This window comes from Thiobacillus denitrificans DSM 12475 (genome assembly GCF_000376425.1).
In the GTDB taxonomy this organism is placed as follows: Bacteria; Pseudomonadota; Gammaproteobacteria; order Burkholderiales; family Thiobacillaceae; genus Thiobacillus; species Thiobacillus denitrificans.
In genome coordinates this window covers 1-25,008 of record NZ_AQWL01000017.1, presented here as the reverse complement: position 1 = coordinate 25,008, position 25,008 = coordinate 1, and the positions used below count along the sequence as shown (strand labels likewise).

Sequence of the window (25,008 nt, the reverse complement as noted above, 5' to 3'; positions counted from 1 at the left end):
ATTGTCCGTACCGCGAACGGTATTCGCCATGTGGGCAGGCACGCACCGGAAAGTGCGCTGGAAATATGATGCACGATTCCAAACGCAAACGCAAACGGCCCCTAGCCTTGCTAGGCGGGCATCATCAGAAGGTCCCCATCGAAATCGAGGCCTCCGCCCAGGCGTGCGTCGAGGGCTTCCTACTCATGGGTCGGAATGTGCTGGCCGACCAGATTGAGGGTCAGGCTGATTTTTTCAGAGCAATCTCTATTGCGAATTCGACTCCCGCAAATCCAGGTCTGAATGTAGTTTTGCCATAGCAGCGATAATTCAGACGGCGAAACACCGGCTCGCTTTACAAGGTAAGAATCGAGAATCATGGCAGACGGCCCTACTCAACAATGTAAGGAGGAATTTGCAGCGGCCCGGCCAATCATCATCTGCTGCATAAGAAATTGAATGGCTTCATCCTCCATTTCTTCTTTAGATGCAGGGTTAGGGTGCAGACGGCTGAAAGCATCCAGCAGCGAAAGGCCTCTGGGCCGAAATGGCACTCTTGCCCATGAAGCCCATCCTGTCAGGCCGGGCTGTATGCCAACGTGCGTTATTCGGGTTGTTGAACCCCGAACAAGTTGCATACCGCGCGATTGATCTGTTCCTCAAGGGCGCCGAGTCTGTTCCTCAAGGCTGTCCTCTCATGTTCGGACATGCTGTGAAGTAACTGCTCGGTCGCGCTGATGACCGCGTCGACGAGCGCACCGATTCTCTTCTCCTCCGCCGGCGTCGACAGAGGCACTGGAAGGGCCGCCAACTGGTTCGAGGCGATGTGATTGTTTGCTGGAAACCGCAGGCGGAAATAGTGGTTCATCACGGCGGAGTTGACCACTCCGAGCAAGAAACGCAGATCGACATCGATGCCGGGCTTGAGCCCGATCACGTTGGTTGATTGCAGGCAGAACGTCCGCTGCCGGTCCAGGGTTGCGACGATCCGCTGAGATAAGCTGATGTTTCGGATCTCTTGGACTACGATTTTCTCGGGGCGATCGAACAGCGCGCGCTTGCGCGGTGCGTCGAGCAGGGCTGGATCGTACAGAACCCACAGCCCGTCTTGTATCGGCTGGTAGCGCTGAACTTCCGCGCCGCCGGCGGCCCTTTCCCATTTGCCGCCTTTCATTTCCGCGGTGGACAAGTATTTCGCATTGTCGCCGGTGCGTAGCCCCTGGTTGACCGTGCATAGATCACCGAGGCGCCGTTTGGCCGCGTCCATGACCTTCAGGAACTGTGCGGCATCCGCATCGACGTGAACAAGCCAAGCAGCCTTCGGGTTTTTCTCCCACAGATCTTGCTTCAACACGAAGCTCTTGGCCGGCTTGGGAAAGTTCTTGGATTCCGTGACGCATACCTGGGTGCGACGTCGACCGGGTTTGGCGTTCTCGTAGATGAACACCATCGTTTCGTTGCTGGCCCCCTGGAAAACACCAGGCCCGATATCGACCACCTGGTCGATGAAGCCCACTGACAGCAACAGCCTGCGTGCTTTTTCAAAAGAGTCGTTGGCCAGCAGGGTGTGGGGGATGATGTATCCAAGTCGGCCGCCTGGCCGAAGAATCTCGGTCGCGGCACGCTCGATGAAAAGGCCGTAGATATCAAAGCGGTACTCTGTGGTTTTGTACCGCCTCTGGAAGTAGCCCTTCTCTTCCTCGCTGATCTCGGTGATGAAGAGGTATGGCGGGTTACCGACCACTGCATGAAACCCGCCGTCCTCAAACACCTTAGGAAAGGATCTCTTGAGCGGAATTGGCTTCAGCGCCAGGTCGTTCTTGGGCAAAAGATCCCCATCGTAGAAATCGACATCGATCAGCGCGTTGCCATTGATGATGTTGTACGTGAGAGACGGCAGCAATGCCTGCTCGAATTCACGTTGTCCGAGGCTCGTCGACGTGGCGGATTCCTCCTCCAGCAATTTCAGGAACAGCGACAGTTGGGCGACCTCGATAGCCTGATGGTCAAGATCAATACCGTAGATGCAGCTGACCAGCAGTTCGCGTTTCTGGGCGAGAGACAGGCGCCAGTCTCCGCTTTCGGTCTGGATGCACCCCGCCGCACGCGCCTTGTCTGGGTTCTTGTTGAACCACTCGGCAGAGGCCATGATCAGCTTCTCGAACGAAGCTATCAGGAGAGAACCGGAGCCGCATGCCGTGTCGATGATCCGGAGCTTCTTGATTTCGCCGAAGCTCTTGCCGGCCACCAGCGGATCAAGCGTGGCGTCGATGATGTAATGGACGATGTGGGTGGGGGTGTAGTAAATCCCGCCCGCCTTGCGTACCTCAGGGCGATCCTCGATCCTGGCGCGTTTGTCGGTGGTGACAATGACCTTGCCGAGGAAGCGTTCGTAGATCGAACCAAGAATCTGGATCGGGATCTGTACGAAATCGTATTCCGACGACCGCGGGTCGAGTTCGTCGCAGATCTGGAGAAACGAAGCGTCGTCCACGTCGAGCTTAGTGCCATCGATCAGGGGATGATGCTTGAAGACGATTCCGTTGTAGATGGAGTCGAGCTGGCGCGAGGCGCTCTGGAAATTCCCCCACGACGCGCCCTTCTGGGCGATCGTCTCAATCCCGATGCGGGTCTCAATCCCCTTGTCTTGCAGAAACCGCAACATCACCAGTCGATCGAGAACGCGCTGGGTCACTTCGGTAAGCGATGGGCCATCCAGCCAGGAATTCCGGTTTTTCAGGGAGCGCGCAAGCTGTTCCCGCCATTCCTCCAGGGTTTCCAAGAACGAAATGTCGATGGCTCGGTAGCCGCCTTTGAACAGTCCATGCTGAGACGGCCTGCGCCGGGATGTCGGCAGCGCATCCACAAATGCGTGCAGTGATCCTCCACCCACCGCTTCACGCGAAAGGAGGAAATACAGTTTGTCGAAGGTCGTATCGTCGCGTAGCGACGGAAGGTCAAATTTGGCAACTACACGCTGCCCGACCGAACCTGCATCGGCACGAAACCTCGAATCCACAACCAGCAACTCGGCGACGTTGTGGAGTATCACCAGCGGTAGGCCGGCGTTCCATCCGTAGCGGATGCATTGCAGCAAATGGTTGGGATCATTCAAATCGACCCCGGGTCGCTTTGCCTCGACGAAGAATTTGGGTTCCCGGAATTCGGGGGCCAGGTAGAAGGCGTAATCCGGACGCTTCCGTCCGGTCTCGCTTGGCTGGCTGGCCTCGACGCGAACCTCCTGCATATAGGGGTTGCGTTGCTCGGTGTGGCGCACGTCCCAGCCGAGGGCAATCCAGAACTTGTCGATGAAATCTACACGTGCCTGGGACTCGAGATAAGACGGCTCCACGAAGCGCGTACGGAATGACTCGAAGTCGCTGACGATCTCCTGGATGAGGGAAAACGCTTCATCGCGACCTCCTCCGATAACCGATTCGGTATTTTTCATTAGCCTTGTAGGGCACCCATATCGCTTGATTTTCCTCTGTTGCCGCAGGCGATTGTATGCGATCTCACGGTGGATCGAAGCCCCACGATTCAGAAAGCAGAATTCTTCGACGCCATAGACGGACCGTACGAACCGCCGAGCGCCTGGCGCCCGGTAGAAGAAAAAACGCCTGTCAGTCAGAGCTGAGCAAGGAGAGGCTGGGTGTTACGCAACAGGATGAATAGACCGCGGACGACTGACGCCCGGCCGAGAGCTCCTGAGCATAACCGATCGATTACGATCCACACGGACTATCCAGAATGGCCCAAGCCAGATCCAGACGATTTCTCTCGGCCTTTGGCTGCGACTCGCCAATCGCATTAAGGGAAGCGCAATTAAGTGCTACGCGCGGCCAAATGCGCCGGCCTCATGCGCCATGCCATCGTGGCAACCAGTCCAAGACCCGCCAACAGCATGCCGCTTGTTGCAGGTTCAGGGACAGGCGCGGGCGCGGCCAGAAACACTCCGATAAAATTACCTGACTCGGACGCGTACAAGCTGCCACCAGCCCCAAGCGTGGCCGTAAGCAATCCTTGCGGATTGGACAGTCCCCATTCCCCGTTCGTGTCCGTGATCACAGAGGTGGCAATCAGTTGCCCGGTAATGGAGTCCCAGGTATAAGTTCCTCGCTCTACGCCTGGCTGACCAAATGCATCACTGACGCCACCTTGGCCCATCATGTAGGTACCGTCAGAGAAGAACGATAGCGTCCCCGCGCCATTTGCTGCAGGCAGCAGCCAAGTACCTACAATCGAGTTTGCAGGGTGCACGATGATTTGAGCACTGATGTCCGTGCAGCCAGCACAACCGGGCTGTGTGAGTGACACGGTATTGCCCGTTCTCGTCACATACTGCGTGCCGTTCACATCGTTAGCCAAACCCCAGTCGCCGTTGGTGTCGCCTTGCGATATGGCGGTCACTTCGCCGGTGGCCTCGTTCCAGATGTACGTCCCCCACTCGACGCCGGTGTGGGAAACGTCAGCCGCGTAATCAGCCGCCTCGAAATAGGTGCCATCGTCAAGAAATGTAGTGGTTATATGGACATCTTGTAAGTCGGTGTACCAGCTGCCGACAATGGCTTGCGCGGCTCGTGCTCCGGAGCTGGCAATCAGGCTGACGAGTACCAGTGCCACCACCAGGGCTTGTGGCGTTCCATGCCTCAATTCTGTGCTCATGAACTTCATTGCCTTCCCTTCGTTACTCGAACTGGCCTTAACCCCATCGCCCGCAGACGCCTTCGCGCGTCCATTATTGCAAACTGGACCGTTCGATCGCGAATAGCAAAATCGCCCGGCGTTCTTTTTCATCTCGTCTACCGCAGCAGAGAGATCCATCGAGCGAGCTTCCGCGCTTCACCGAAGATCACGGTCACATCCTGGTTTCCGACCCATCCAAAAATCACCTGCAGCATGGAGGGCCTACCTTGCGGTAACCACACCACGGCTCTATCCGCTCCGATCGCCAGCCTCTGCGAAGCAGCCTGGCGAAGGGCCTTTGATTCCCGCCGGCCTTTGAGTGGACCAAATTGCCGCCAATGAACAAACGATTTGATTTCAACTGTGATGCGCCGCCTTTGTCCATTCGTGACGATCAGGTCGACATCCCCAATCCCACGGACCAATCGTCCTGTCTCAAAACGCAGGCCGGAACTTCTGAGCACGTCTCCGGCCGCGGCCAGGGAACGTCTCTCGAATCCCTTCCCGAATTGCCGGGTTCGCCCACGCCGAAACTGGGCATAGCCAAGACCGAGGAGGACAAGTCCAATTCCGGTAGCCATCCTCCAGTCAATCAGGCCACGGTATCCGCCATAAAGTCCGACGATCCCGAGGACCGAGAACACGAGCGCTTTGCCGTAATTGGCACGGCGCCACGGGGCATAGGTTGGGGATCGCGTCATGTAATCAGAGGCTCGCGCCCAATTCAAGCAGTAGTTGCTCGGTTTGATCCCAGCCAAGGCAGGGGTCGGTAATCGAGCATCCATAACGCAAACCTGCCGGATCCGAACCAAATGGCTGATTGCCGGGTTCAAGAAAGCTCTCGAACATCAGGCCGACAATGGATTCATTGCCGGCACGAACCTGGTTAATCACATTCCGTGCGACAACAGGCTGAACACTGGGGTTCTTTCCACTATTGCCATGGGAACAATCAATCAGGATTCGTGGAGTCAGTCCGCGCCGGGACATAGCGGCGGCCGCGTCGTCAGCAAAGTGTCTGTCGTAATTAGGTCCAGAATCACTTCCACGAAGGACAAGGTGCGCATATTCATTGCCAACCGTCCGGACAATACTTGATCGTCCGGCACTGTCGATCCCAAGAAACGAATGAGGGTGTCTGGCGGATTCAATAGCGCCAACGGCGATATCTACATCACCATCCGTCCCGTTCTTAAATCCGACCGGGCAGGAAAGTCCGGACGCCATTTCGCGGTGGGTTTGCGATTCAGTGGTTCGTGCACCAATTGCGGACCACGAGACGAGATCGCCGATATATTGAGGAACAATTGGGTCCAATGCTTCGGCAGCCAGAGGTAGCCCAATTCGGGTGACTTCGATCATGAACTGCCGGGCAATTCCTAACCCTTCATCCACCTGAAATGTCCCATTCAAATAGGGGTCGTTGATCAAGCCCTTCCATCCAAGACTGGTTCGCGGCTTTTCGAAATAGGAGCGCATGACGATTAGGAAATTGCCGCAAATTTGATCTGAAATGGCGCGCAATCGTTTCGCGTATTCAATACCGGCCTTCGGATCATGAATTGAGCAGGGTCCGACAATTATCAGCAGACGCTTGTCATCACGCCTGAGAATCCTTTTGATTGATTCACGGAAACCGTAAACCAGTTCTAAGTCGTCCTCATGTGCCGAATACCGCGATTGCAATTCAATCGGACTCGGCAATGGATCGAGTCGTGAAACATTGATGTTGTTGGTTAATGTTTTTAGGGAATTCATCGAAACAATTAGTCCAGAGAACGTGTAATTACAAACTACGGATAATAATCTGCTAATTGATTGGATAAACCACAGCTGACATCGGTAGTGATCAGTGCACCGGTGTAGGGCAGCAAAAACGCATGGCCGCAGTCTGCAAATCAGTCATGGGTGAACAAAACGAAGAATTGGCGGAGCCGTTCGAACAATTCCTCGGATTTAGATTTCCTGAAGCTAAGGATTTTGTCTAGTTGGCTTCGTGCCAGCCTTGCCTTGGTCAAAATGAATTCACGTTGCTCGAGTAATTCCTTAGTAATTCCGAGAATTGCGGAGGTCGTTTCATAGCTTTCTGCAAACGCCCCGCCTTGTTTGGCCCTTAGCTTAAGGCCACGCACGGAAACCTTTTCGAGATACCAATCTTTGTGCCGCACGTCTCGTTTGGGAACAGACGCCAGAGGGTTATCATCCAATTTCGCTTTGGCTTTCTGTTTCTTTCCGGGGATCCAAGATTTTTTTAGAACCACCGGGACGGGGCTGAGGTGCGGGTGCTTTCCGGTCTTCCACCATACGATCAGCACTCGACCGGGCGCATTCGGCTGGGAGATATCGAGGAGCCGGTTGCACAGTTCGAGGCTCGAGTCGATATATCGAATTGTGGTGTTCAATCCGAGTAGGGTGTTTTGGTACTCTTGTACAAGGTCGATCGGCCCGTACTCGGGTTGGTCCCCATACTGAGCCGTCTCGCGACGGGGTTTCGGTATCAACTGTCGAACCTAGATTAAGTTATGAGAAAAGGGGGGGCAATCAAAACTCCAGCACCGTGCCAAAAACGCCCTCTAGCGGTGGCGAGAATGGCGGGTGAGCTGGACGATTGAGCCTCATTACCAACGCAGCCCTGGCGCTGCGAACGGGAACGCAGACCATATTACAGGATGGAAAACACCAACCGAAGCTCCAAAACCTGGTACAAGCCAAGGCTGAATTTGTCCAACAAGATCGGCTTGGCAGTCGCCGTCATTCTTGTGCTCCTGCTAGTCGTCTGGATACTCACCAGCCAGCGCTCGATGTCTGTCATCGAAAACAATGAGAAAGCGGTATTTAAAGAAAGGATCGAATCAATTATCGATTTTGCATTCTCAGAATGGATGTCAAAACAGGAATCTATTGCCTTGCTTATAGCGGACACCAGAGAAATCCAAACCTTATTGGAAGCGCCAAAGAATAAAGTCGCTGAAGCTCGCGCTGCGGCTATGGTATCGGGGAGTTCAATATACTTTCTCGATGTTGAGTCGATAATCATTCGCCGGTCAGAAACAGAGAACGACATATTCATTGGAAATCAGGAGATAGCGCGCAGGGCAGAACCGTATACGAAATTCGGTGTTATCGCTGCCCCGGCAAATAATATCTATTGCGAAATTCCAAATCGCTGTTTTTTAATTACCGCAATTCCGGTGATGGCAAAAAAAACCAAGAAGGACGCCCTGATGATTACCATCTCGGACGTCAATGGCTTCATCACTAACATATCGCAAACAGGGAAAATACGGTTGTCATTGGGTCAAGAAAACATCCCGATTGGACAGATCAAACTGGATGTTCCGTCGTTCAAACTCCCGAAACACGTTACCTTGTCGGTTACGCAGCTTGGCCCCACCAATACCAGCATCGTCAAATACAACATTCGTTATCTGACGCTCGTTGGATTAGTTGGGATGGTAATTGCGATTATGCTAATTTACCTGATTGTTATCTCAAAGGCGAAACAGATAAGACTTCTGACAGAAGCAGTGAACCAATACAGGCAGGAGGGAATGCAGAAATTCATGCGTCGCCTGGTCATGCGCAAAAACATTTTCTTCATGGACGAAATTGACGATCTACATCAAGGCCTACTGGATATGTCAATGGAAATCGAAAAGAACAACATGNCGAAAGCACAAAGAATTGAAGCTGAATTAAGAGCCGATAACCAAGAGAAAATGCGCGTCCAAAAAGAACGAATGCTCTCACGTTTTTCGAGGGCTGCAGAACATGAACGGGCGCACCTTGCTGCGGAATTACATGACGATATCGGCCAGCAGATCGTAAAGATTCGGGTGGATGCCAGCACAATCAAAAGCCTTTCCAAGGGGCGCGTAAAAACGTTGGCGAAGACCGACGACATTCTTGAATCGTGTAATGGATTGCACAGCGCCGTCAGGAACATTATCGATTCACTACACCCACACGAGATTGAAACGCTAGGTTTTGAAAAATCGATTCACGAACTCGTCAAGACATGGAAAACCAGGATGCAGACAGTGGAATTTAGCTCGAAAGTCAGCAAAGAAGTGGAGGAATTGCCAATGGCAATTAAGACCTGCCTGTACCGGTGCACTCAGGAAGCGCTTACCAATGTCGCCAAGTATGCTCAACCAGATCATGTGCTTGTAACGTTGGATGCCGACGAGAAGGTCGCAACACTTACCATCCAGGACGATGGACTTGGATTCAACCCATCCGTTGGAAAGGCAAAAGGGCGGGGATTGCGCGGAATGAAGGACCGCGTGGAGTCGCTATCTGGTGTGTTCTTTTTGCGGTCAGCGCCAGGCAAAGGGACGTATATTCGCGCTCACATCCCGATTTACCAGGAAGACACCAAGACCATGGCTACTCAATTGCAATGATGTCGTAGAGCAACGCAACTTTCGTGAATTGCCCTCGGTCGCAGCCGATTTTGCCTTTGATGTCGGTGATCATATTGGACAGCCGCTTTGGGCTGATTTCGAGCGCCTCGCTGACCTCCTCATTCGTAAGGCCTTCAGCCAGTAATTTGAATGCCATCAACTCTTTCTCATTGAGGACTTCCATTGGGGATTTGTACGTCTGTCCCGCAACAAACTCGGCGATTTTCTTCTGGGCATTGTCGATATAGACAGGCTGGTTCGATTCCAATACCTGATTGATGACATCGATCAGAACACTGGGATCCTTGGATTTCGGCACGTATGCATCCGCCCCCAGTTCATAGGCATGCGAAATCGTGTGGATGTTTTCCCGGTAGCTGTAAACCACGAGTTTGGTCCGGGTTTTCCTGCGCAGATCATCGACCAGGTGCATACCGGCCCCAGGTGTTTCCAGGTTTAAATCAATTACCGCCACTTCCGGGTGGTGTTCCATGATCCCGTCAAAGCCTTCCTGGCTGTCTCGGGCTTCGCCGACGATCTCGAAATCGTGGAGTTCGAGCAGTTCCCTCAACCCTTTTCGCAGGACGTCGTGGTCGTCCACCAAGAACACTGTCTTACTCATCGCCTACTCAACTGGTTGGTTGTTGTGATGTTATTTCCGTAACCGAGGTAGCTATGCTGCCACTTAGATGGCAGTCTCCCTGAGTTTCTATCGTCATAAGTATACAACAGCGGGAGGGTTTCAACTTACAAACGGGAATAGTTCCCTTGTACATGAGGGAAAACAACACTTGACACACGGGAAAATATCCCGCAGAGTCCATCCATCCGCCAAGCACAGATCAAAGGGGCTGTGCTTTTTATCAATCAGAGGAGGGTGGTATGAATAAGACTGTACATCACATTGAGGGCACCAATAACAGCCAGTTCCATTGGCTGGCCAAAGTCTCCTGCCCGGAAGATGCCATCGAAGTAGCTGCTGCCCTCTGGTCGCTTATCCTCGAGCGCGCCAAGGAAGATCTCAAAAACCAGGATGTCGGCACTCGCATGGACGCTTACTACTGGCTGACCAGCGTTTCCTCGGATCTGTATACCAATTTGGCGCCTCGCTTTAATATCGAAGTGTCTCCGTCCATGTTTCGGGACGTCGTACTCGAAGCCGGCCTGCCTGATTTCCCGGACAGCGGTGTCCCGTTCGTCTCTATGGACACCGATGTCTCCGATGACTGGTGCGGTTTCCAAACTGACGAAGACGACTTTAGTTATGTTTCGCGCCTGGCCAACGTTCTTACGGATACCGATATCGGCGAGCACATCATCGCGGCCGCCATCAACGGCTGCAAGTTCGTCTATGGGGGCGATCGCGGCGTATTGCTCCATGGCGCCGTCACGACATACATGCGCGCGAAGGGCAGAGGCCAGTACCGCAAGGGTATCAAGCAGGCCATTCTGGAAAGTGTGCGCCGGTAATGGGACGAGGATTTATCGAAGCGGTTGCCCTGCATTGACTCGCCGCCCCGTGCCTGAGTATGGTCAAGAACCCTCTCCTCAAGAGCGTCGTCGTGGTCACCGGTACCTGGTGGGTGATCTTGACCGTCGCTTCGAGGCAACCGTTCGCCGGCCTATCTAAAGCTGCAGTCTCGTTTACTAGCGCCATTGCAGCAGCATTGGTTGGCTTCGGTGCCGTCTTTCTTCTGTCTTACATTGGGCGACGCGCGACAATCTCCAACATCAAGGGGACGCAAAACAGAGGCCTCAGCATTTCCATGGGCACGCTTCCTGTCGGGATCGGTCCACCGGACCGTATCAACGGCACCTCACTCGAGGAAGATGAAACTCGACTGAGCCGTTGGTATCAGGTAGCCAAATTGAAGCACCCGGCCCATGCCAAGCTTTTCGAGGCCTGCCTGCAGATCTATGCGCGCCATCACGATCTCCCTGCTGCGCCAGTCCGAGGCGGGCACGGCGGTATCCCGCTATTCAATCATGCATTGCACGTCGCCGAGGTGACCCTCGAATTGGCCGAAACATGGGCTTACGATGGCGAGAGGGCCGTAAAGGGTGAGCTACGCATCCCGCTTACTGACCCGGAATATGTTTTTGACCGTAACGATCCCCTTATCCCTGTCCTGGCCATGGCCCATGACATCGGCAAGATCGAGTGCTACTCAGACATTGACGGCAATTTGAAGGAGTTCAGGCAGGACCACGACATGGTGTCGGGCTTGATGCTTGCCAGGACGCCGGAAACGTGGCGGCTGGATCCCGAAGACCGAACCGACCTGCTGCTGGCGGTGTCCCATTACCACCATCCGAGTTACCTGCCGACCCATGCGTCAGACCGGGTGCGCGCCATCATGAGCCTGCTGATCGCGGCAGACGTACGGGCCTCGACCGAGGAAGGCATCCCGGACATTGCAAAAGCATGGAAAGAACTGGCCGAGCAACCGACCGATAATGAACTCATCTGGCAGGTGTTTACAGATTTGATCGCAGCCCCAGGTTCCATCAACGGGCAAGACCGTGACAACAGGATCGGTTACAAGAATGGCGCGTTCCTCTACCTGTTCGAGGAGAAAACCAGGCATGCCATAGCCAAGGCAATGGGCAATGAACGCGCCGCCGAAAAGTCCTCGCGCATGAAGGATGGGCGCTACCGGATTACCGACATGCTCATGCAGGCCCTTGAAGAACAAGGCATCCTGTACTCCACTCACAAGGGCAAGAAATACTCTCATGCCAAGGCTCTGTTCAAGGTCACATTCAATGACCCCCGGAACCCAGATTATTCCGTCACGGTTCCCGCCGTCATCATTCTGAAGCTCGGCAATCACGTCCTGTCCAGATTCGACAAACACCCTGACAGCCGACTTGAACCAACCAAGGTCGAGCCGCTGTTTTCGCCGGCGGCAGGCAAGCCGGTAGACACTGACGCGGGCACGGAGCCGGCCCGTACTTCCGGGCCATCAACTGAACCTGCAGTTGAAACGCCGATACAAAGCGCCAATGGCGATCGAGCGGTCGACCCGGCGCCCAAGCCTTCGAAACCCAAACGTCAGGGCAAGGTCACCGACAGTCCCGTGGTGTCCAAGGAACTGTTGGGCCAGATGGACCACCCCATGAAGAGTCTGCAGCTTTTGATGCAGGCCACCGAGAAGAACAAGAAATCCACGAACGAACCAGCGCCCATCATCGTTCCCGAAACGGTAACCAAGGCCCTGGCAAGGATCCATGCGTCATTCGACGGGGGGATGGTCCAGTACCTCGACAACCCCAAAGATGGCTTTGTCTATATCAGGCGCGACCAGGTGGTCGAGGACATGATGACGGACGAAGACCGCGCATGGATCGAAACCGCGAAGCATCCGCGGATCAAGTTCAAGGCCAGCGACAAGGCTAGCTACCTGGTCGTTGGGGGCGATGTGTTGAAATCATAGGAGCGATGAAATGGGACTACCCTTGTTGAAGGAGAAGTTTGATTCTCTTGCCTCGATCAAGGCATTGTTTGGCGTCAAGAAGAAGGAAGAGGAGGACAACCTGCCGGTCCTCGTTCAGGCTGGCATGGAATGCATGAACATCGAAGTCGCGGATGCCGTCGGCCAGAACTTGACGCCAGAGGGAGTAGAATCAGCGGTGATCGAAGCATTCGACAGCGTTGAATCGACCTATGATGCAGTTGCCGTGGCACTGGTGTCCATGGCGGCCATGGTCTCTGCCGTGGAGATGCCGGAAGACAGCCGCGCTGCGATCGATGGCATCATCCACCTGAACATCTCGAAGCTTGAGGAAAGGCTTTCTTGACTGGGACGCAGACTGGCTCCGACCGGGACAAATTTGAGCGGGCCATCATCGATTTTCAAGACAGACGTCTTGATGAAGACGCATTGGCGCGCGCCACGTATCCAACCGTTTCCCGCATTGGGAAAGCGGTGGCTTATGAGCTTGGCGTCACCGACGAGGACGGTGACCTGGTGCATCAACTGTGGTTTTTCACAGTGAACAAGATTGCGATCGAGTATGACCGAAACCGGTCCATTTACCCGATCCTGACGACCTATGCGCGGAATCTCGCGCGAAACCTCCTTTGGCAGAAGCGCGCGACACCCCATTTGCCCTCGATGCTCAAAGCGGCAGCCAACGAGAATGTTGATGAGCAGCTTGTCGACTATTTTGGCCCCTATTGGGAAAACGGGGGCGAAAGTCCACATGATCAGACCGACCGCAAGTTAATCCTTGCAAAAATCGAAGGCGCCCTGGCGAAGGCCGACATCTCTTCCCGCAGGAATCCAGCACGGCGCAATGGCCTGATGGCCGGGATACACGTTGTCCCGGGCATGGAGATCGATGTTGCGAACCCCATCATTGCCAAGCCGAAGCCAAAAAAGAAAAAATTATCCAAAGACCAGAAGCGAATCATTGAGGTCCGCAAGGCTTTAGGAATGACGCAGCCTGAATTTGCCGATGCTATTAATGTGGAAGTGCCGCGGTTGAGCAGTTGGGAATACGGTCGGACCAAAACCGTGCCATCGTGGGCCATGGAGAATGTCGAAGCGCTCATGAAGGCAGGGAATCGCAAGTATGAGCAAGGCTTGAAACTCTTCGGCAAAAAGAAGATGTCCCAGATCGTCGACGAATGGCGACAGAGGCTCCATGTCGAAGAAGGGGATATTTACAGTCTCGCGGCTATTATGGGCGTGAGCGAGCCAACCATCCGACGCTGGTACGCCAACGACGTGCGCCCAGCTGTCCAGCAGCTGATGGACTACAACGATCTTGTTGTTCGAGAGGCCAGGAAGCTGTCTACCAGATCGGCCGCAAGGGCCGGCAAGCAACAGAAACCTTAGTGCACCGACGAATCAGGCGTCTGCATATGCGTAGACGAACTGTTTGCGACTTTCGCGTCGATGGCATGGACGTAGTGCGAGACGGATTGCTTGAGGCGAGAAACCAGTTCTTCCGTTTCCTTGTCTTCCACCTTGATCGATTCCAGCATTTCGACCGTGGCAAGCATCCCCACCAGCACGGAGGAGATGCTTGATACATCCTTCCGCCCGCCTGAGAGGGTTACGACCTTTCCGCTATCAAGGCTCAGGATGCAGGTCGCACCGACGATATTGATGCCAAGATCACGGAATTTCGAAACCAAGCCATCCAATCCTTCGGCAGCGCGGGCTTCGATGTAGTTATCTTTCATTCAGCTCTTTTCCATTTCACTCAGTGCTGCGACATCACTGGCAATGTCGCTCGACCCAGCCGGCACGACTCGCCTGCGAGGCATGGCCGTTACTTTAGCATCCGCTTCCTTTGAGGGCGAGTTTTCCGGACGTGTCGAGCTGGCTTCGTTCTGGAAGCGGGCGGCAGACATCTGGCGAGCCAGGTCGACTGCCCACTCCGGAACCTTCTGGATCTCGTACTGCGTCGCAGTGCGGATCGAGTTGGCCCGAACGTAGGGGTAGGTGATGATCTCGTCTGCCTCGCCGGCGGTTTCCGCAGACTTGATGACTTTCACCTTGGTTTCGTAGCGCCCGATGAAATAGACGGGAACACCCCGCTTAATAGACTTGTAGAAGTCGCGCGCCGCCTTACCATACACCCGGACAGGGATGCACGAATCCTCGCCGCCGGACTGGCGCAGGAGAATCATCAGAGTGTCGTCCTCACGCTTGCCGTTGGAGTCTAGCGCCATGAAGAATGCCTGCACAATCCCGGCCACGCGCACGACGTTGGCGGCCTTGCGCAGCTTCAAGCGGTCGCGAAACAGCCTTACGTCGTCGCCTTCATTGCCGGAGGCGATCTGGAACAGGTTGACCGGTCCGGTGAACTGGGTCTCAGCACCTTCGCTGGCATTGATGGCCATTTCTTCCTTGGCATCGTCAAGGTTCGGGTCGGACAACTCGGGTTTGACGTCAGTAACTTTCGCCCCCTGGGGCCAGCTACGTCCGTTGATGCCATCAACCGATGCTTTCCAGGCGAGTTCGCCCGGCATGTCGAGCAGGGTAGGGCGGCTGACGCGGAGCGCCTGCAGGAAGGCTTCGCGTTCCTTAGTGTCTGCGTTCACCCGGCCGTAGATGTGGCCATCAACCTTCACGGGCATACCCGGACGCACGTCCGCTGGCAGGTAGTCGCCCTTCTTGAGGTAAACCCGGATTGCGAGGTTTTCGTTCTCGACTTGCATCAGGTCGAAGGAGATCGGCTTTTCTCTTGCATAAACCTTGCCAACGATTCCGGCAAGCCAGACCTGGTTAAGCATGCCTCCGACATAGGCATAGGCACGTTTGTTGCCGGCGAATTCTTCAGAGATCATTATTTGGGTGCTCCTTCTTTGTGGCTATGTTTTGCCTTGGTTTGCTTCACTTCCAAGGGTTCGGGCTGGGCGACAAGCTGTTGCGGAGTCGTCTGCTCCTGCTCCTGCTCCTGCTGCTGCATTTCCGCCGCCTGGGCCTGCTGAGCGGCCACCCAATCCTTCTCGTACAGCACCCGCCAGGTTGCATAGCGGCACCCATACTCGGTATTGGAAAAGCCGTTCGAGATATATGGCACAATGCTGGGAGCGCCAAGCTCAAACAGGCTCGTCACAATGTTTCCAGTCCAGGAGACTGGGCTGCAAAAGCGCTCGATCCGGACGGTCGGCTGTCCGCCTATGGCGATCCAACCAATGAAAACCAAAAGCCCGATCCCGAGCAGCGAGGAGAAGGGTTTCATCAAAAACATGGTGTCTAGGCCGTTGCAGTTGAATGAGAAAATGATACAGAGTGCATGGTCCTTTAAAGAAGTGTGAAAACCCGGAAACGGCCGATATTTGGACCGATCCACGAGATTACCAACTCCCAGCGGACGATCCAGGTCTTCCGATTTGTTGGCACGTCCTGGGTACTTGGCTAGAATCAATGAGGCTGCTGACGTAATACAGATACACCACCCATGAATAGTGCGACTGCAAAGAAAAAAACGCCCCCAACATCGTCGACTTCCAACAAGCCCGGGAAAGTGACGAAACTGGTCGTGCGTGTTCCTCGTGTCGCCAAGCCCAAATCATCCCAGAGCGGTATCCCGCGCCCCCGTACCTTTCAACCAACCCTCCTGCCCAGAGAACGTAAGTCGGAGGCGCCTCCGCTGATGCGGATGCTGTACAGAAAAATGCACGAAGAGGGCATGGAGCCGCAGGGGTTAGCGGCGCAGCTCGGTATCTCCTACGCCTATCTGCGTTCATTGTTGAATGAAAACCGGTCATCGGACGGCCCGAAAGGACTCGACAAGAATGTGATCCGCCGGGCGGCAGACTTCCTTGAAATGCCGGTTGCTACTGCATACGTGTTGGCGGGGATCCTTGAACCCGAGGATTTTTTCTACAAGCCGACGCTTGCCGAGTCAGTTGAGGCGGCTTACCAGGACATGGTCAACAACGGTTTATGGGCTGGATTTGCGCCATCTGAGGCTAACTGGAAGCGGTTGCCGCGCCATGTGAAACTGTCGATCGCCGTGCTCTACGAGCAGGTCGCCAGCAAGAGCTTCCTGCAAACGGCGGTCGCGCCTCTGGGTTATATCGAAACGGACGAGAGCGCCGAGCATTGACGCGCCACCGCGCGTCGTTCAGTACCGATTCTATATTGCACGGTCGGGCAACCTTCAGTGATGGGGATGTAGCAAGGGATCAGATAGGTGGGGATGCGCTTGCCGCAGTGATCGAGGCTGCTGTCATTCTTCAATGATTCCCGAAGCGACCCGAATACTGGCCGGAACTTCCAGACTACCCCGCCGGGGCGTCCTAAGCGACGTACCAATTCCCTGTGATCCACGGCCTTGAAGTCCCCGCAGACTGGTTCGAGCAGAGCTTTGTTGATCCCGGCCTCTGCGACAAGAGGCTCAGGAACCGTGCTTCTGATGACATCCCATGCCCCCAACGTACAAGCGCCGCGGACAACCCATCTGTCGAATTCAACGATGTCGTTAAAGAGGGGCAACTCAATCCGGGTCGTCGGGCCGACTTCAAGGTAGTTGGATTCCCAATTGATTCCATCTGTGTTGCCCAGGTCGGCATGCCCCTTTTTCATCATGCCGTCCCAAGACACCAACATCACGGGCAGGGTTGGCGTCAGTTGGTTGGCGATGATCTTTACGCAACTGGGCTGGATCGTGTGGCATGCGTTACGGACATCGACCAGATGGGCCATGTACAGTTCGCTCAGGCGCATGTCAGTCATCGGTCTTCGTGTGCGTAGGACAAAGGCAGTTCATAGGAAAATTATAGCATCGTGCGCATGTATAACGGATGACAACAATTTTCCAGGAATCGATGGCCTGGCCTCACCGGCCGGCAACAGCCAATAAAAAACCCCTAAGCGCACAAGGCGACAAAGGGGTTGTGGGTTAGAACATCCAGCCGACGCGCAAGCCAACCTCAGGCTTCTCGACGGGCGTTTGAGTCAAAGGCTCGATCTGAGCCGCGGCCTCTTCTTCTGCACTGGACTCAACGGGTTCCGGATCGGGTTCGGGTTCAGGCATGTCTAGGATGACGTCCTGGTTCCCGAGAATCCGATGCGGGTCCTTCAGCATTGAAAGCAATCCGACCAGCTGGTAGTAGGGAAGACCTTCGATGGGGCCGGTCGGAGGCAGGCTGGAGAGCACGCCTTCGATCACGTCCACGAGGGACTGCATCTTCTTGTCCAGGAAGGACAGGCCTTTGGCCTTCTTGTGGATTCGCCTGACGAGGCTGACCACACGCTGGCTCGTTTTGCCTTTTCCTTCGTCCCCAACCCAGGAGTCCGCGACATCCTGAGAGATTTCCCGGGCGATCTGCATTGGCAAGCCACGAATTTCTTCGTGAATCGAGTTATGCGGGTCGGCACCGGTGGATTCCGGCTCAGGCGGGAGCACTTTGCAAATCCTTACGCCGAAGCGAAAGGACTTCTCAATGCTTTCCATCGTGGGGCGGTTGGCCAGGATAACCTCGCGCAAATCAGGATGAGCGTCCGCCCATTTCTGAATATGCGCTTCGATATGCTCGAGGAGGTCATTTTTCTCTTCGATAGCCTTCTCGATGATTGCGGCCACCTTGTTGCGAAACTCCTGGATATGGCAATCAGGAATGGCATAACCACCCATGAACGCCGTACCCAAAGAAGCCGCAAGGCGCCGGACCTGTTGCCGATGCCGTCCGAAGGGACGCAGCAGCGCAGGATCCAAGATCTGGATGCCGACGCGAAGCGCGTCTTTGGACTCAGAATCGATCAGCTCGTCTCCACCCGAAGCGGTTCCGGAGGTAAATGAGATGACCGGGTCAACTACCCAGACCTGTGAAAGGATCTGGTTCGACTCATTGAAAATGTGGTCGATTATCTGCATGTTTACTGCTCCTTGCATACGCGCCATCCAAGGGGATGACTCCGACGTTGCACTCAAGGATTGATGGACACAGAGCAAGAAAAAAACCTCCACGGCACAGGGCACATGGAGGTTGGGGTGGGTCTAGAACATCCAGGCAAGTTTCTTTGCCTTGATCTTCGTCCTGATGGGACGCCTATGGGAAGGCGTCCTATCAGGTGGCCTCGAGTCATCAGGATGGACGCTGGACAGCCCAATTACCTGCCGCACGTTCCGAAGAACGCTGACAAGTCGGGATTCCATCGTACCCAACGGCAAGCTCTCCCATTCACGCTGGCTCCGGGTTTTTGGAACCGCGTTGAAGAAAGTGGGCATCTGATCGGCAGGCATGGAACCCACGTCACGGTAACCCTTGCCGAGCTTCTCGGATTCCTTTGCAGGACTGTAACCAGACTTCATGGATCTTGTCTGGAAGGGTCCTTCAAGCTTTCCCCAGAAGATATCGCACGACTGTCCAGTTTCCTCAAACCCCCAAAAAGAAGGGCCGTTACCCTCCCGATTCGGGTGCAGGAAAACACGGTACATGTCGTCCTCCCTTACTCTTCGCCGGTGATCCGCTGCCAGATGCCTCGAATCGCGTCCACTTCATGTTGGGGCGAGCTGTTCAAGACAGCAAGGTTCAGGCCTTCCATGATTGGGTCGCAATCCGAGACCCCCGAATAGGCCACGGTAAGCTGGGCCCACTGCAGAAGATCCCGGGTGGAGATGACCGTCTCCAGCTCGCCATCCAGGGACGCGCCAACAAAGACCTTGCGGACCTCGGAAGCCGTCTTGGCCATTGCCCTTGAAATATCTTCGGGCAACTCCGGGGCGATATGGTGAAGTAGTTCAACTTCCTCATCCACGCTCAGGTAATCAACCTTCACGAAGATGAAGCGTGTTAGCCAGGCGACGTTTTGACGCTCTGCACCACGATACAGACCACTTTCATCCCCACGGCCTGCGGTATTGCCGGTAGCAGCCACGCGAAAGTCCGGGTGTGGGTCGATCCATTCCCCCGTTTCCGGGATATAGACACTTCCCCCATCCAGAATAGGCACGAGCCCCATCGCGGTCGTTGGTGACAACTGATCAGACTCATCCATCAGCAATACGCCACCGAGTTTCATGGCCAACGGCAGGGCGCCGTAGACAAACTCGGTACTACCATCCTTCTTGATAGTCAGACGACCGAGAAAGTCAGCCATTTCAATCCGCTTGTGGCAGCCGACCTTGAAGACCTGCTTGCCGGTCCTTGCGAGGACTTGCTCGACCAGGGAGGTCTTGCCGGCAGCGGTAGGGCCGGGGAGGTACAGGTTTTTCGAGCCGATGCCTTGGTCCCACAACAAGATGGGGCGCAGTATTTCAGCCTTGAAGCGGTACCACGGGATTTCCCTGGGCGTATTTCGGCCAGGTTGGTGCACGGGAAAGACGCGTCCGTCCTTCGCATCACCTATCCCAAACATCGAGAAAAGCGATTTTTTTGCAGTCATGACTTGCTCCTTGCATAGGCCGACGGTCGACAAGACCACGATCACCTTGCACGGGAGAATTGATGCACACGGGGCTAGAAAGAAAAAACCTCCACGGCACAGGGGCACATGGAGGTTGGGGGGGCTGCGGAAAGATCAGTGAATCATCTGGTAGTCGAACAAATCCGCTACGACGACTTCCTGGCGCTTCAGCGCTTGGCCGAGTTCGCTACGCATGATCTCCTTTTCAGTCGAGAAGACCTTTTTGGAGGCGCCCATCATAACAAGTTCGTCACGCTCGTTGACGGTGATGCGACCGATGGGTTCGACGGCACCCGATTCGTTGAGCCGGAAGAATTCCCGACCACGACGATTGCGGACAACCTCGAATTCCTTCACGAGGAACACAAGGTCCTGAAGTGAGGAAACCTCAACGAGGTTTTTGGCGTTCTTTTCAGCCATGATTTACTCCGATGCATAAGTCGCGTACACCACAACGGCCGCGTTCACTTTGCATGCAGAGTTGACGAACAAGGAACATGAACGCCAGACCTTTATTGGGCTGTGACAGGAAATTCCATATGCAAGGTTTTATTGCAGGATTTCCCGGCATAGCTTTGCGATTTCATGGAGTAAGCCAAATGCTTGTTATTTCTCTAAGAAAGGTACGGGACGGTGACGCGCCCGATGTGTTTCCCGGTATCAACGTTCTTAGTTCCAAGGAGGCATGTCATGGTGCTTGAGATGACCTGGGAGGAGTTCGAGGCAGAGTTCAAACCGATACCGAACTATATCGACATGGCTTCGCCCAATCCCCATGGCGGGATAAGCGTCGACGACAAGATGTATATGTTTGAGACCTATGGTGAGGAGCTGGCGTTTGTCCTGAAGCGGGCCGAAGAACACCCCGGTACCGTTTGGACCCTGGTTGAGGGCGATGATGGCCTTGCTTTCATCTCGGACGGCTATCACTTGGTCAATCGGTTGGGCTACGTCATTACCGAGCTGCCCGCAAAGGAAGGCGTCGAGTACGTCATCGACAAGGAAGAACCCGATCCTGAGCACAATCCCGACTAAGGGAACCGTCCTTCACCCCAAGCCCAGTTCGCCTTTGTGCGTCTGGGCTTTTTTATTTTTCCGGAGCTGAAGGGCCCCGTGGCCAGAGGAACCACGCGTCTGATCCTTATAGCGCCGTGACGCCCAATTCCCCCTTGCAAGGTTTTAAATGCTGGATTTCCCGGCATGGCCTTTGCGAAGTGCACAAGGAGATGACAATGAAATTAATAATGGCCAGAAAGTGGGTGGCCCGCTTGATGCGTGTTAAGTGGCTTCCTTTGATGAAGAAAATCGCTAGTGCTTTCAGCCCGGGTCTCGCCAAACTTGGCGAAGTGCTCGTGGTCAGTGGCGCGGCGGCTCTTGGACTCAAGGGTGCTGACGGTAGTGTTGCCTTCATGGCTGTCGATTTCTCGAAGATCGATACCTGGTGGGCTATGGCTGCTGTTGTTGCCGGCTTGATTGTATGGGCCCTGGCGACTTTTTTCAGTGAAAAGAAGCCATGTGATAAGCATGACGAGTAAAATCGTCTGCAACAGAAGAAAGGACCAAATCATGGACGTGGTAGATACCATCAACCTATTTCTGAAGTTGATGACACTGACCGGCCTGATGGCAGGATTGCTGTTCATCGGCAATCAGCTTCTCATCCAGAAGCTCGAGCAGCCAAACTGCAACAAGCGTTAGCCTTACAAGCGCTTCACACCCCAAGCCCAGTTCGCCTTTGAGCGTCTGGGCTTTTTTTCTTGTAAACATGACATGCGATGTATGGTCGTGATTTTGTGCATCTTTTCCTACGGAAAGTCCGTCGCGTCTCAGTCCTTCGTGCTTAGGGTGAGCCTTTCAATGAAGGAACCGAACTACTCGCGTGAGTGCCCCGTAAGCGCGGGGACGGTTGTCTGCATTGTCGCCGTTTGTCATTCAGATACCTGGATGCAAACATGGAAACTACCGTCACCACCAGAACGGCAAGCGTGAGATCATGTGAGAAGACTTCGACAACCAGTTCAGGCATAGATTGCGGAACGTTTCCAGTTGGTGTCGATGCCGTTTCTTTCTTGGCGCTGGCGCCGGCAGGTCACATACCAGTTCTCGTAGTTGCAAGCCACCATTCCGGTCGCTTCCAGGCGATCGATGTCATGCTGTGTGACACGAAGACCTTTCTCTGCAGCCAAGCTCAGCAGGTCTTCTGTAGAAACTCCTGGCCAGTACCATATCAGCACCGCCAGCGCCACGGCGTTGTCGCCCGCCTCATAGAAGATAACGCTGCCAACATCGTCAGGCAAAGGCGTTGCCAGAAACGGGAATGAGTTGGGGAACACAATCCATTTGCGGTAGAACTCGTACATCAGGCGCTTTCGAAGAACTATAGGGCGCGCGCCGAGGGCCTCTGAACACATATCAAACGGGATGGGATCGGTGTTGCCGCAGAATATCCATTCGATGGCTTCGACCACTTCCTTGGGTTTCGACCCCTTCGTGAACGTGGCGCGCATCCTGTCCCGGATCAGGATGAAGGCATTTCGCTCGGCCCCCTCCTCGAAGTCGTACTCGTCAAACCTTCTTATTGTCTCCTTACCACCCCTTCTTCGTCTTTCTCTAGCGTTCGATATACCAGCGACCTGGGCAAGACGAGATTCTTGATCAGTATCCAGTGCGATTGATATATCGTCTTCAGCATCCAGATCAGGTACCCGCCCGATGTCTTCAAAATCTCCAAAAACGCCGGCATCAACAGCAGCCCAAAAATCCCCTTCGCCAGATCCCGCACTACCGGAATCGCCAGGACTATCAGGATCGTCGCCAATGCCACTATCACCAGGAAGACCCATTCCGTGCTCGTAGTCAGCAATTTCTTCTCCGTTGTTTAAAGTTGGATCGGTCACGCGTCCTCCGCCTTCTTGGACAGGTATTCCTGGTCTTCCGCGTTCAGGTAACTGCTCGCGTGCTTGAATAAATCGATGCCGCGTCGATAACTTGTCTTGCGGCGGTTGATCTTGGCAGGCCCGATTTCTTTCGCGAACTCAGGGCTGATGTCGATTTTTGGAATACGGATGCCATAGACGTTGGAGCCGCCGTAGGTCATGACGCATTCGCCTTTGTCCAGAGCCTTGAGGTCGTCAGGTGACACCTTGTAAGTCTCCTCCTGGCGCTCCCCGATCATGAGGCCCGCCCCATCGCCCACACCGATGTCGGCTGTCACGGACAGGAAACGGCCGCTCTGGTTCTGAGTGTTGGTTGACTTGATGTCCCGAAGCACCGCACGATACTTGCCAATGAGTTCCGCAGCCTCCTCCGCGGTGGCCTGGGTGCCGAGTTTGAAGAATATCTTCGACCACGTATTGCCGAGGATCATTTCCTTCAGTTCCTCGCTCACCGCTTCAAGGTTGGCGATGGTTTGAACTGCCGGTATGAGGATCATGCGTGCTGACCGTGACTGCTCAAACATCCGTGCCCATGAATCCGAGACGTAGGAACCTGCTTCATCAAATATCCCGAGGATAGGCGGGTTTGGGAGCTGTTCTTCCGGCAAAGCCTGCAGCCATGAGACGGCTGTTCGCAAGTCACCAATGACCATCTTGCCGAAGTTCTGCGCCGCTTCGCTCTTGCCCATGGTCGGCAGCTGAACGTAGACGATTTTCCCTTCGCGCAACGCGTCGTAGAGTCGCACTTCCGGGCTGTATGAATTCAGGACTTGTCCGAAGTCGCCGGTCGCAAATTGATACATGCGGCCACCAATGCCACCGAAGGTCTCGCGCATTTTCTGCACATCGAGGCCGCCGCCTTTTGCCTTGAAGTTCGAGAGAAAGATCTGCAGGCTGGTCTTCTCGGGGCCCGGCGGGGTCTTGTTGACCAGATATTCCATGGCCCTGGCGTTGATGAGCAGCATCGTGAGGTCCATGAAGGTGTAGGCAAGGCCAGCCGCTCTCAAGGCGTACAGAATGACTGACAAACCTTGGTTCGCCGCCTGCCGGTAGTGGTCGCTACCAGCATCGCTACTGGTATCTGGAATCAGCGAAAGGATTCGGCTAACGACTTCGTCGGGTGAGCCGTCGACGACCGGCGAATAGCTATTCGACATCTTTGGGTTGCCTGGGCTGATTACCAACAGGTCGTGCTCCCTCCCGCACCAGGCGCAATACTTGTGGATGGTTTCGAGGTCCTGTGAATTCATCTTGCCGTCAACGAAGATGACCGAGCCTCCACGCTGAATCTGCTGAAACATCAGGAAACTCAGGGCCACGGTCTTACCGACACCTGACTGTCCGCACACCATGGCGTGACGCATGAGGTTTTCGTCGGACACCCAAACAGGCAGGCCCCTGTCCGTGGTGTATCCGATCAGCAGGCCATCCGGCAACGAGGCGTTGCGTGGGACGTCGATCGGCAGCTTGGACGACTTGAGATCCAGCTGCGAAGTCAGGATATTGGTTTCACGGATGTGCTTGAACAGCCGCCACCCGATCATTGCTCCACCAAGCCCGGCGAGCCCGGCCGTCGCGCCAACGGGCACGTCGCCAAAGTAGGGGCTTGATAGCAGCATGGCAGTCCCGATTGCGGTCAGGGCGAAGGCATCGGACGACCCGCCCATGCGGAGGCGTTGTATAAGGTCGAAGTCCATGACAATGATTATACAAATGCACGGTATACGAACACGAACCCCAAAAATGGAAAAACCCCAAGGATCCGCAACTCCTTAGGGTTATCTTCTTCGACTTTCGTCGATTCAGACACCATGTATTGACTGACACGGCCACATAATTTTTTTCAGATGATTTCTTTGTTCGTGTCCCCGCGAGTTCAAATTCGAAGTGCAACTCTGATTAACAGGTTGGGTGGGCAAGATGTGAGAGCATCCGAGCCCCTCGACCGCCAAGTCAAAGTTGCCTGGAATGAAATACGCACATCTCACCCGAGACGAACGATACCAAATTGCCATCCTTCTGAAAGCCGGACATAAGCAGCGCGACATCGCCCGCATCATGAACCGCCATCCCTCCACGATCAGCCGCGAGCTTCGCCGAAACCGGGGCCAACGCGGCTATCGGCCT

24 protein-coding genes are annotated in these 25,008 nt (G+C 54.7%); 10 read left to right on the top strand and 14 right to left on the bottom strand.

Going from position 1 to position 25,008, the window contains the following annotated elements; translation table 11 throughout:
- Positions 1 to 583: 583 nt before the first annotated feature.
- The 4 genes from B059_RS0117145 to B059_RS0117130 all read right to left on the bottom strand — a co-directional run bounded on the left by B059_RS0117145 (position 584) and on the right by B059_RS0117130 (position 6,980).
- A complete protein-coding gene (locus B059_RS0117145) occupies positions 584 to 3,430 on the bottom strand; it encodes an Eco57I restriction-modification methylase domain-containing protein (RefSeq protein WP_018079485.1) in 2,847 nt (948 codons plus the stop codon).
- A 374-nt stretch (positions 3,431 to 3,804) separates the two neighbouring features.
- Positions 3,805 to 4,803 carry a PEP-CTERM sorting domain-containing protein gene (locus tag B059_RS21285; RefSeq protein WP_081601685.1) on the bottom strand — a complete coding sequence of 333 codons (999 nt, stop codon included), beginning with the start codon at positions 4,801 to 4,803 and terminating at the stop codon, positions 3,805 to 3,807.
- A gap of 567 nt (positions 4,804 to 5,370) precedes the next feature.
- Entirely contained in the window at positions 5,371 to 6,423 is a 1,053-nt protein-coding gene (locus B059_RS20535) for a 3-deoxy-7-phosphoheptulonate synthase (RefSeq protein ID WP_081601684.1), read from the bottom strand.
- Positions 6,424 to 6,563: 140 nt separating this feature from the next.
- Positions 6,564 to 6,980 (bottom strand): hypothetical protein, encoded by a 417-nt coding sequence (locus B059_RS0117130; protein ID WP_157273814.1) that lies wholly within the window; start codon positions 6,978 to 6,980, stop codon positions 6,564 to 6,566.
- 354 nt (positions 6,981 to 7,334) lie between these two features.
- On the opposite strand from B059_RS0117130, the gene B059_RS0117120 reads away from it, so the two are divergent.
- Positions 7,335 to 9,071 (top strand): sensor histidine kinase, encoded by a 1,737-nt coding sequence (locus tag B059_RS0117120; protein WP_081601683.1) that lies wholly within the window; start codon positions 7,335 to 7,337, stop codon positions 9,069 to 9,071.
- Here the strand turns inward: B059_RS0117120 and B059_RS0117115 are convergent.
- Positions 9,055 to 9,693 (bottom strand): response regulator transcription factor, encoded by a 639-nt coding sequence (locus tag B059_RS0117115; RefSeq protein WP_018079479.1) that lies wholly within the window; start codon positions 9,691 to 9,693, stop codon positions 9,055 to 9,057. The two genes, B059_RS0117120 and B059_RS0117115, sit on opposite strands and share 17 nt — an antisense overlap.
- 260 nt (positions 9,694 to 9,953) lie before the next feature.
- On the opposite strand from B059_RS0117115, the gene B059_RS0117110 reads away from it, so the two are divergent.
- The 4 genes from B059_RS0117110 to B059_RS0117095 are packed head-to-tail and all read left to right on the top strand — an operon-like array spanning position 9,954 to position 13,915.
- The gene (locus tag B059_RS0117110) at positions 9,954 to 10,541 is read left to right on the top strand and encodes a hypothetical protein (protein WP_018079478.1); all 588 of its coding nucleotides are present in this window, start codon (positions 9,954 to 9,956) and stop codon (positions 10,539 to 10,541) included.
- Positions 10,542 to 10,600: 59 nt separating this feature from the next.
- Positions 10,601 to 12,508 (top strand): HD domain-containing protein, encoded by a 1,908-nt coding sequence (locus B059_RS19655; RefSeq protein WP_157273813.1) that lies wholly within the window; start codon positions 10,601 to 10,603, stop codon positions 12,506 to 12,508.
- A 10-nt stretch (positions 12,509 to 12,518) separates the two neighbouring features.
- A complete protein-coding gene (locus B059_RS0117100; protein WP_018079476.1) occupies positions 12,519 to 12,872 on the top strand; it encodes a hypothetical protein in 354 nt (117 codons plus the stop codon).
- Complete coding sequence (locus B059_RS0117095) at positions 12,869 to 13,915, top strand: helix-turn-helix domain-containing protein (RefSeq protein WP_018079475.1); 1,047 nt, start codon at positions 12,869 to 12,871, stop codon at positions 13,913 to 13,915. Before B059_RS0117100 ends, B059_RS0117095 begins: the two co-directional genes overlap by 4 nt.
- On the opposite strand, the gene B059_RS0117090 is transcribed toward B059_RS0117095, so the two are convergent.
- From B059_RS0117090 to B059_RS20980, 3 genes are read right to left on the bottom strand one after another with little or no spacing between them, the layout of a single operon-like run.
- The gene (locus B059_RS0117090; RefSeq protein ID WP_018079474.1) at positions 13,912 to 14,265 is read right to left on the bottom strand and encodes a hypothetical protein; all 354 of its coding nucleotides are present in this window, start codon (positions 14,263 to 14,265) and stop codon (positions 13,912 to 13,914) included. The two genes, B059_RS0117095 and B059_RS0117090, sit on opposite strands and share 4 nt — an antisense overlap.
- Positions 14,266 to 15,375: a hypothetical protein gene (locus B059_RS0117085; protein WP_018079473.1), complete on the bottom strand. Its 1,110-nt coding sequence runs from the start codon at positions 15,373 to 15,375 to the stop codon at positions 14,266 to 14,268.
- The gene (locus B059_RS20980; protein ID WP_157273812.1) at positions 15,375 to 15,959 is read right to left on the bottom strand and encodes a hypothetical protein; all 585 of its coding nucleotides are present in this window, start codon (positions 15,957 to 15,959) and stop codon (positions 15,375 to 15,377) included. The genes B059_RS0117085 and B059_RS20980 overlap by 1 nt, the downstream gene beginning before the upstream one ends.
- A gap of 33 nt (positions 15,960 to 15,992) precedes the next feature.
- Here B059_RS20980 and B059_RS0117075 point away from each other — a divergent pair, with 33 nt between their 5' ends.
- Positions 15,993 to 16,643 carry a hypothetical protein gene (locus B059_RS0117075; RefSeq protein WP_157273811.1) on the top strand — a complete coding sequence of 217 codons (651 nt, stop codon included), beginning with the start codon at positions 15,993 to 15,995 and terminating at the stop codon, positions 16,641 to 16,643.
- On the opposite strand, the gene B059_RS0117070 is transcribed toward B059_RS0117075, so the two are convergent.
- The 4 genes from B059_RS0117070 to B059_RS0117050 form a co-directional block, all read right to left on the bottom strand.
- Positions 16,610 to 17,272 carry a hypothetical protein gene (locus tag B059_RS0117070; RefSeq protein WP_018079470.1) on the bottom strand — a complete coding sequence of 221 codons (663 nt, stop codon included), beginning with the start codon at positions 17,270 to 17,272 and terminating at the stop codon, positions 16,610 to 16,612. The two genes, B059_RS0117075 and B059_RS0117070, sit on opposite strands and share 34 nt — an antisense overlap.
- A gap of 166 nt (positions 17,273 to 17,438) precedes the next feature.
- Entirely contained in the window at positions 17,439 to 18,413 is a 975-nt protein-coding gene (locus B059_RS0117065) for a DUF3150 domain-containing protein (protein ID WP_018079469.1), read from the bottom strand.
- 575 nt (positions 18,414 to 18,988) lie between these two features.
- Positions 18,989 to 19,924, bottom strand: a complete 936-nt coding sequence (locus B059_RS19640) for an AAA family ATPase (protein WP_018079467.1) — start codon at positions 19,922 to 19,924, stop codon at positions 18,989 to 18,991.
- 135 nt (positions 19,925 to 20,059) lie between these two features.
- Positions 20,060 to 20,365 carry a hypothetical protein gene (locus B059_RS0117050; protein WP_018079466.1) on the bottom strand — a complete coding sequence of 102 codons (306 nt, stop codon included), beginning with the start codon at positions 20,363 to 20,365 and terminating at the stop codon, positions 20,060 to 20,062.
- Between the two features lie 270 nt (positions 20,366 to 20,635).
- Between B059_RS0117050 and B059_RS0117045 the strand changes: the two genes are divergently transcribed.
- The 3 genes from B059_RS0117045 (at position 20,636) to B059_RS21710 (ending at position 21,643) form a co-directional block, all read left to right on the top strand.
- The gene (locus B059_RS0117045; protein ID WP_018079465.1) at positions 20,636 to 20,980 is read left to right on the top strand and encodes a hypothetical protein; all 345 of its coding nucleotides are present in this window, start codon (positions 20,636 to 20,638) and stop codon (positions 20,978 to 20,980) included.
- Between the two features lie 197 nt (positions 20,981 to 21,177).
- Positions 21,178 to 21,480, top strand: a complete 303-nt coding sequence (locus B059_RS0117040) for a hypothetical protein (protein ID WP_018079464.1) — start codon at positions 21,178 to 21,180, stop codon at positions 21,478 to 21,480.
- 31 nt (positions 21,481 to 21,511) lie between these two features.
- Positions 21,512 to 21,643 (top strand): hypothetical protein, encoded by a 132-nt coding sequence (locus B059_RS21710; protein WP_018079463.1) that lies wholly within the window; start codon positions 21,512 to 21,514, stop codon positions 21,641 to 21,643.
- Between the two features lie 320 nt (positions 21,644 to 21,963).
- Here B059_RS21710 and B059_RS21830 read toward each other — a convergent pair whose 3' ends face one another.
- Positions 21,964 to 22,842, bottom strand: a complete 879-nt coding sequence (locus tag B059_RS21830; RefSeq protein ID WP_157273810.1) for a hypothetical protein — start codon at positions 22,840 to 22,842, stop codon at positions 21,964 to 21,966.
- A complete protein-coding gene (locus B059_RS0117020) occupies positions 22,839 to 24,578 on the bottom strand; it encodes a type IV secretory system conjugative DNA transfer family protein (RefSeq protein ID WP_018079460.1) in 1,740 nt (579 codons plus the stop codon). Before B059_RS0117020 ends, B059_RS21830 begins: the two co-directional genes overlap by 4 nt.
- Before the next feature lie 271 nt (positions 24,579 to 24,849).
- Here B059_RS0117020 and B059_RS21530 point away from each other — a divergent pair.
- Positions 24,850 to 25,008 (top strand): helix-turn-helix domain-containing protein (locus tag B059_RS21530; protein WP_245538822.1); only part of this gene is annotated, 159 nt, incomplete at its 3' end.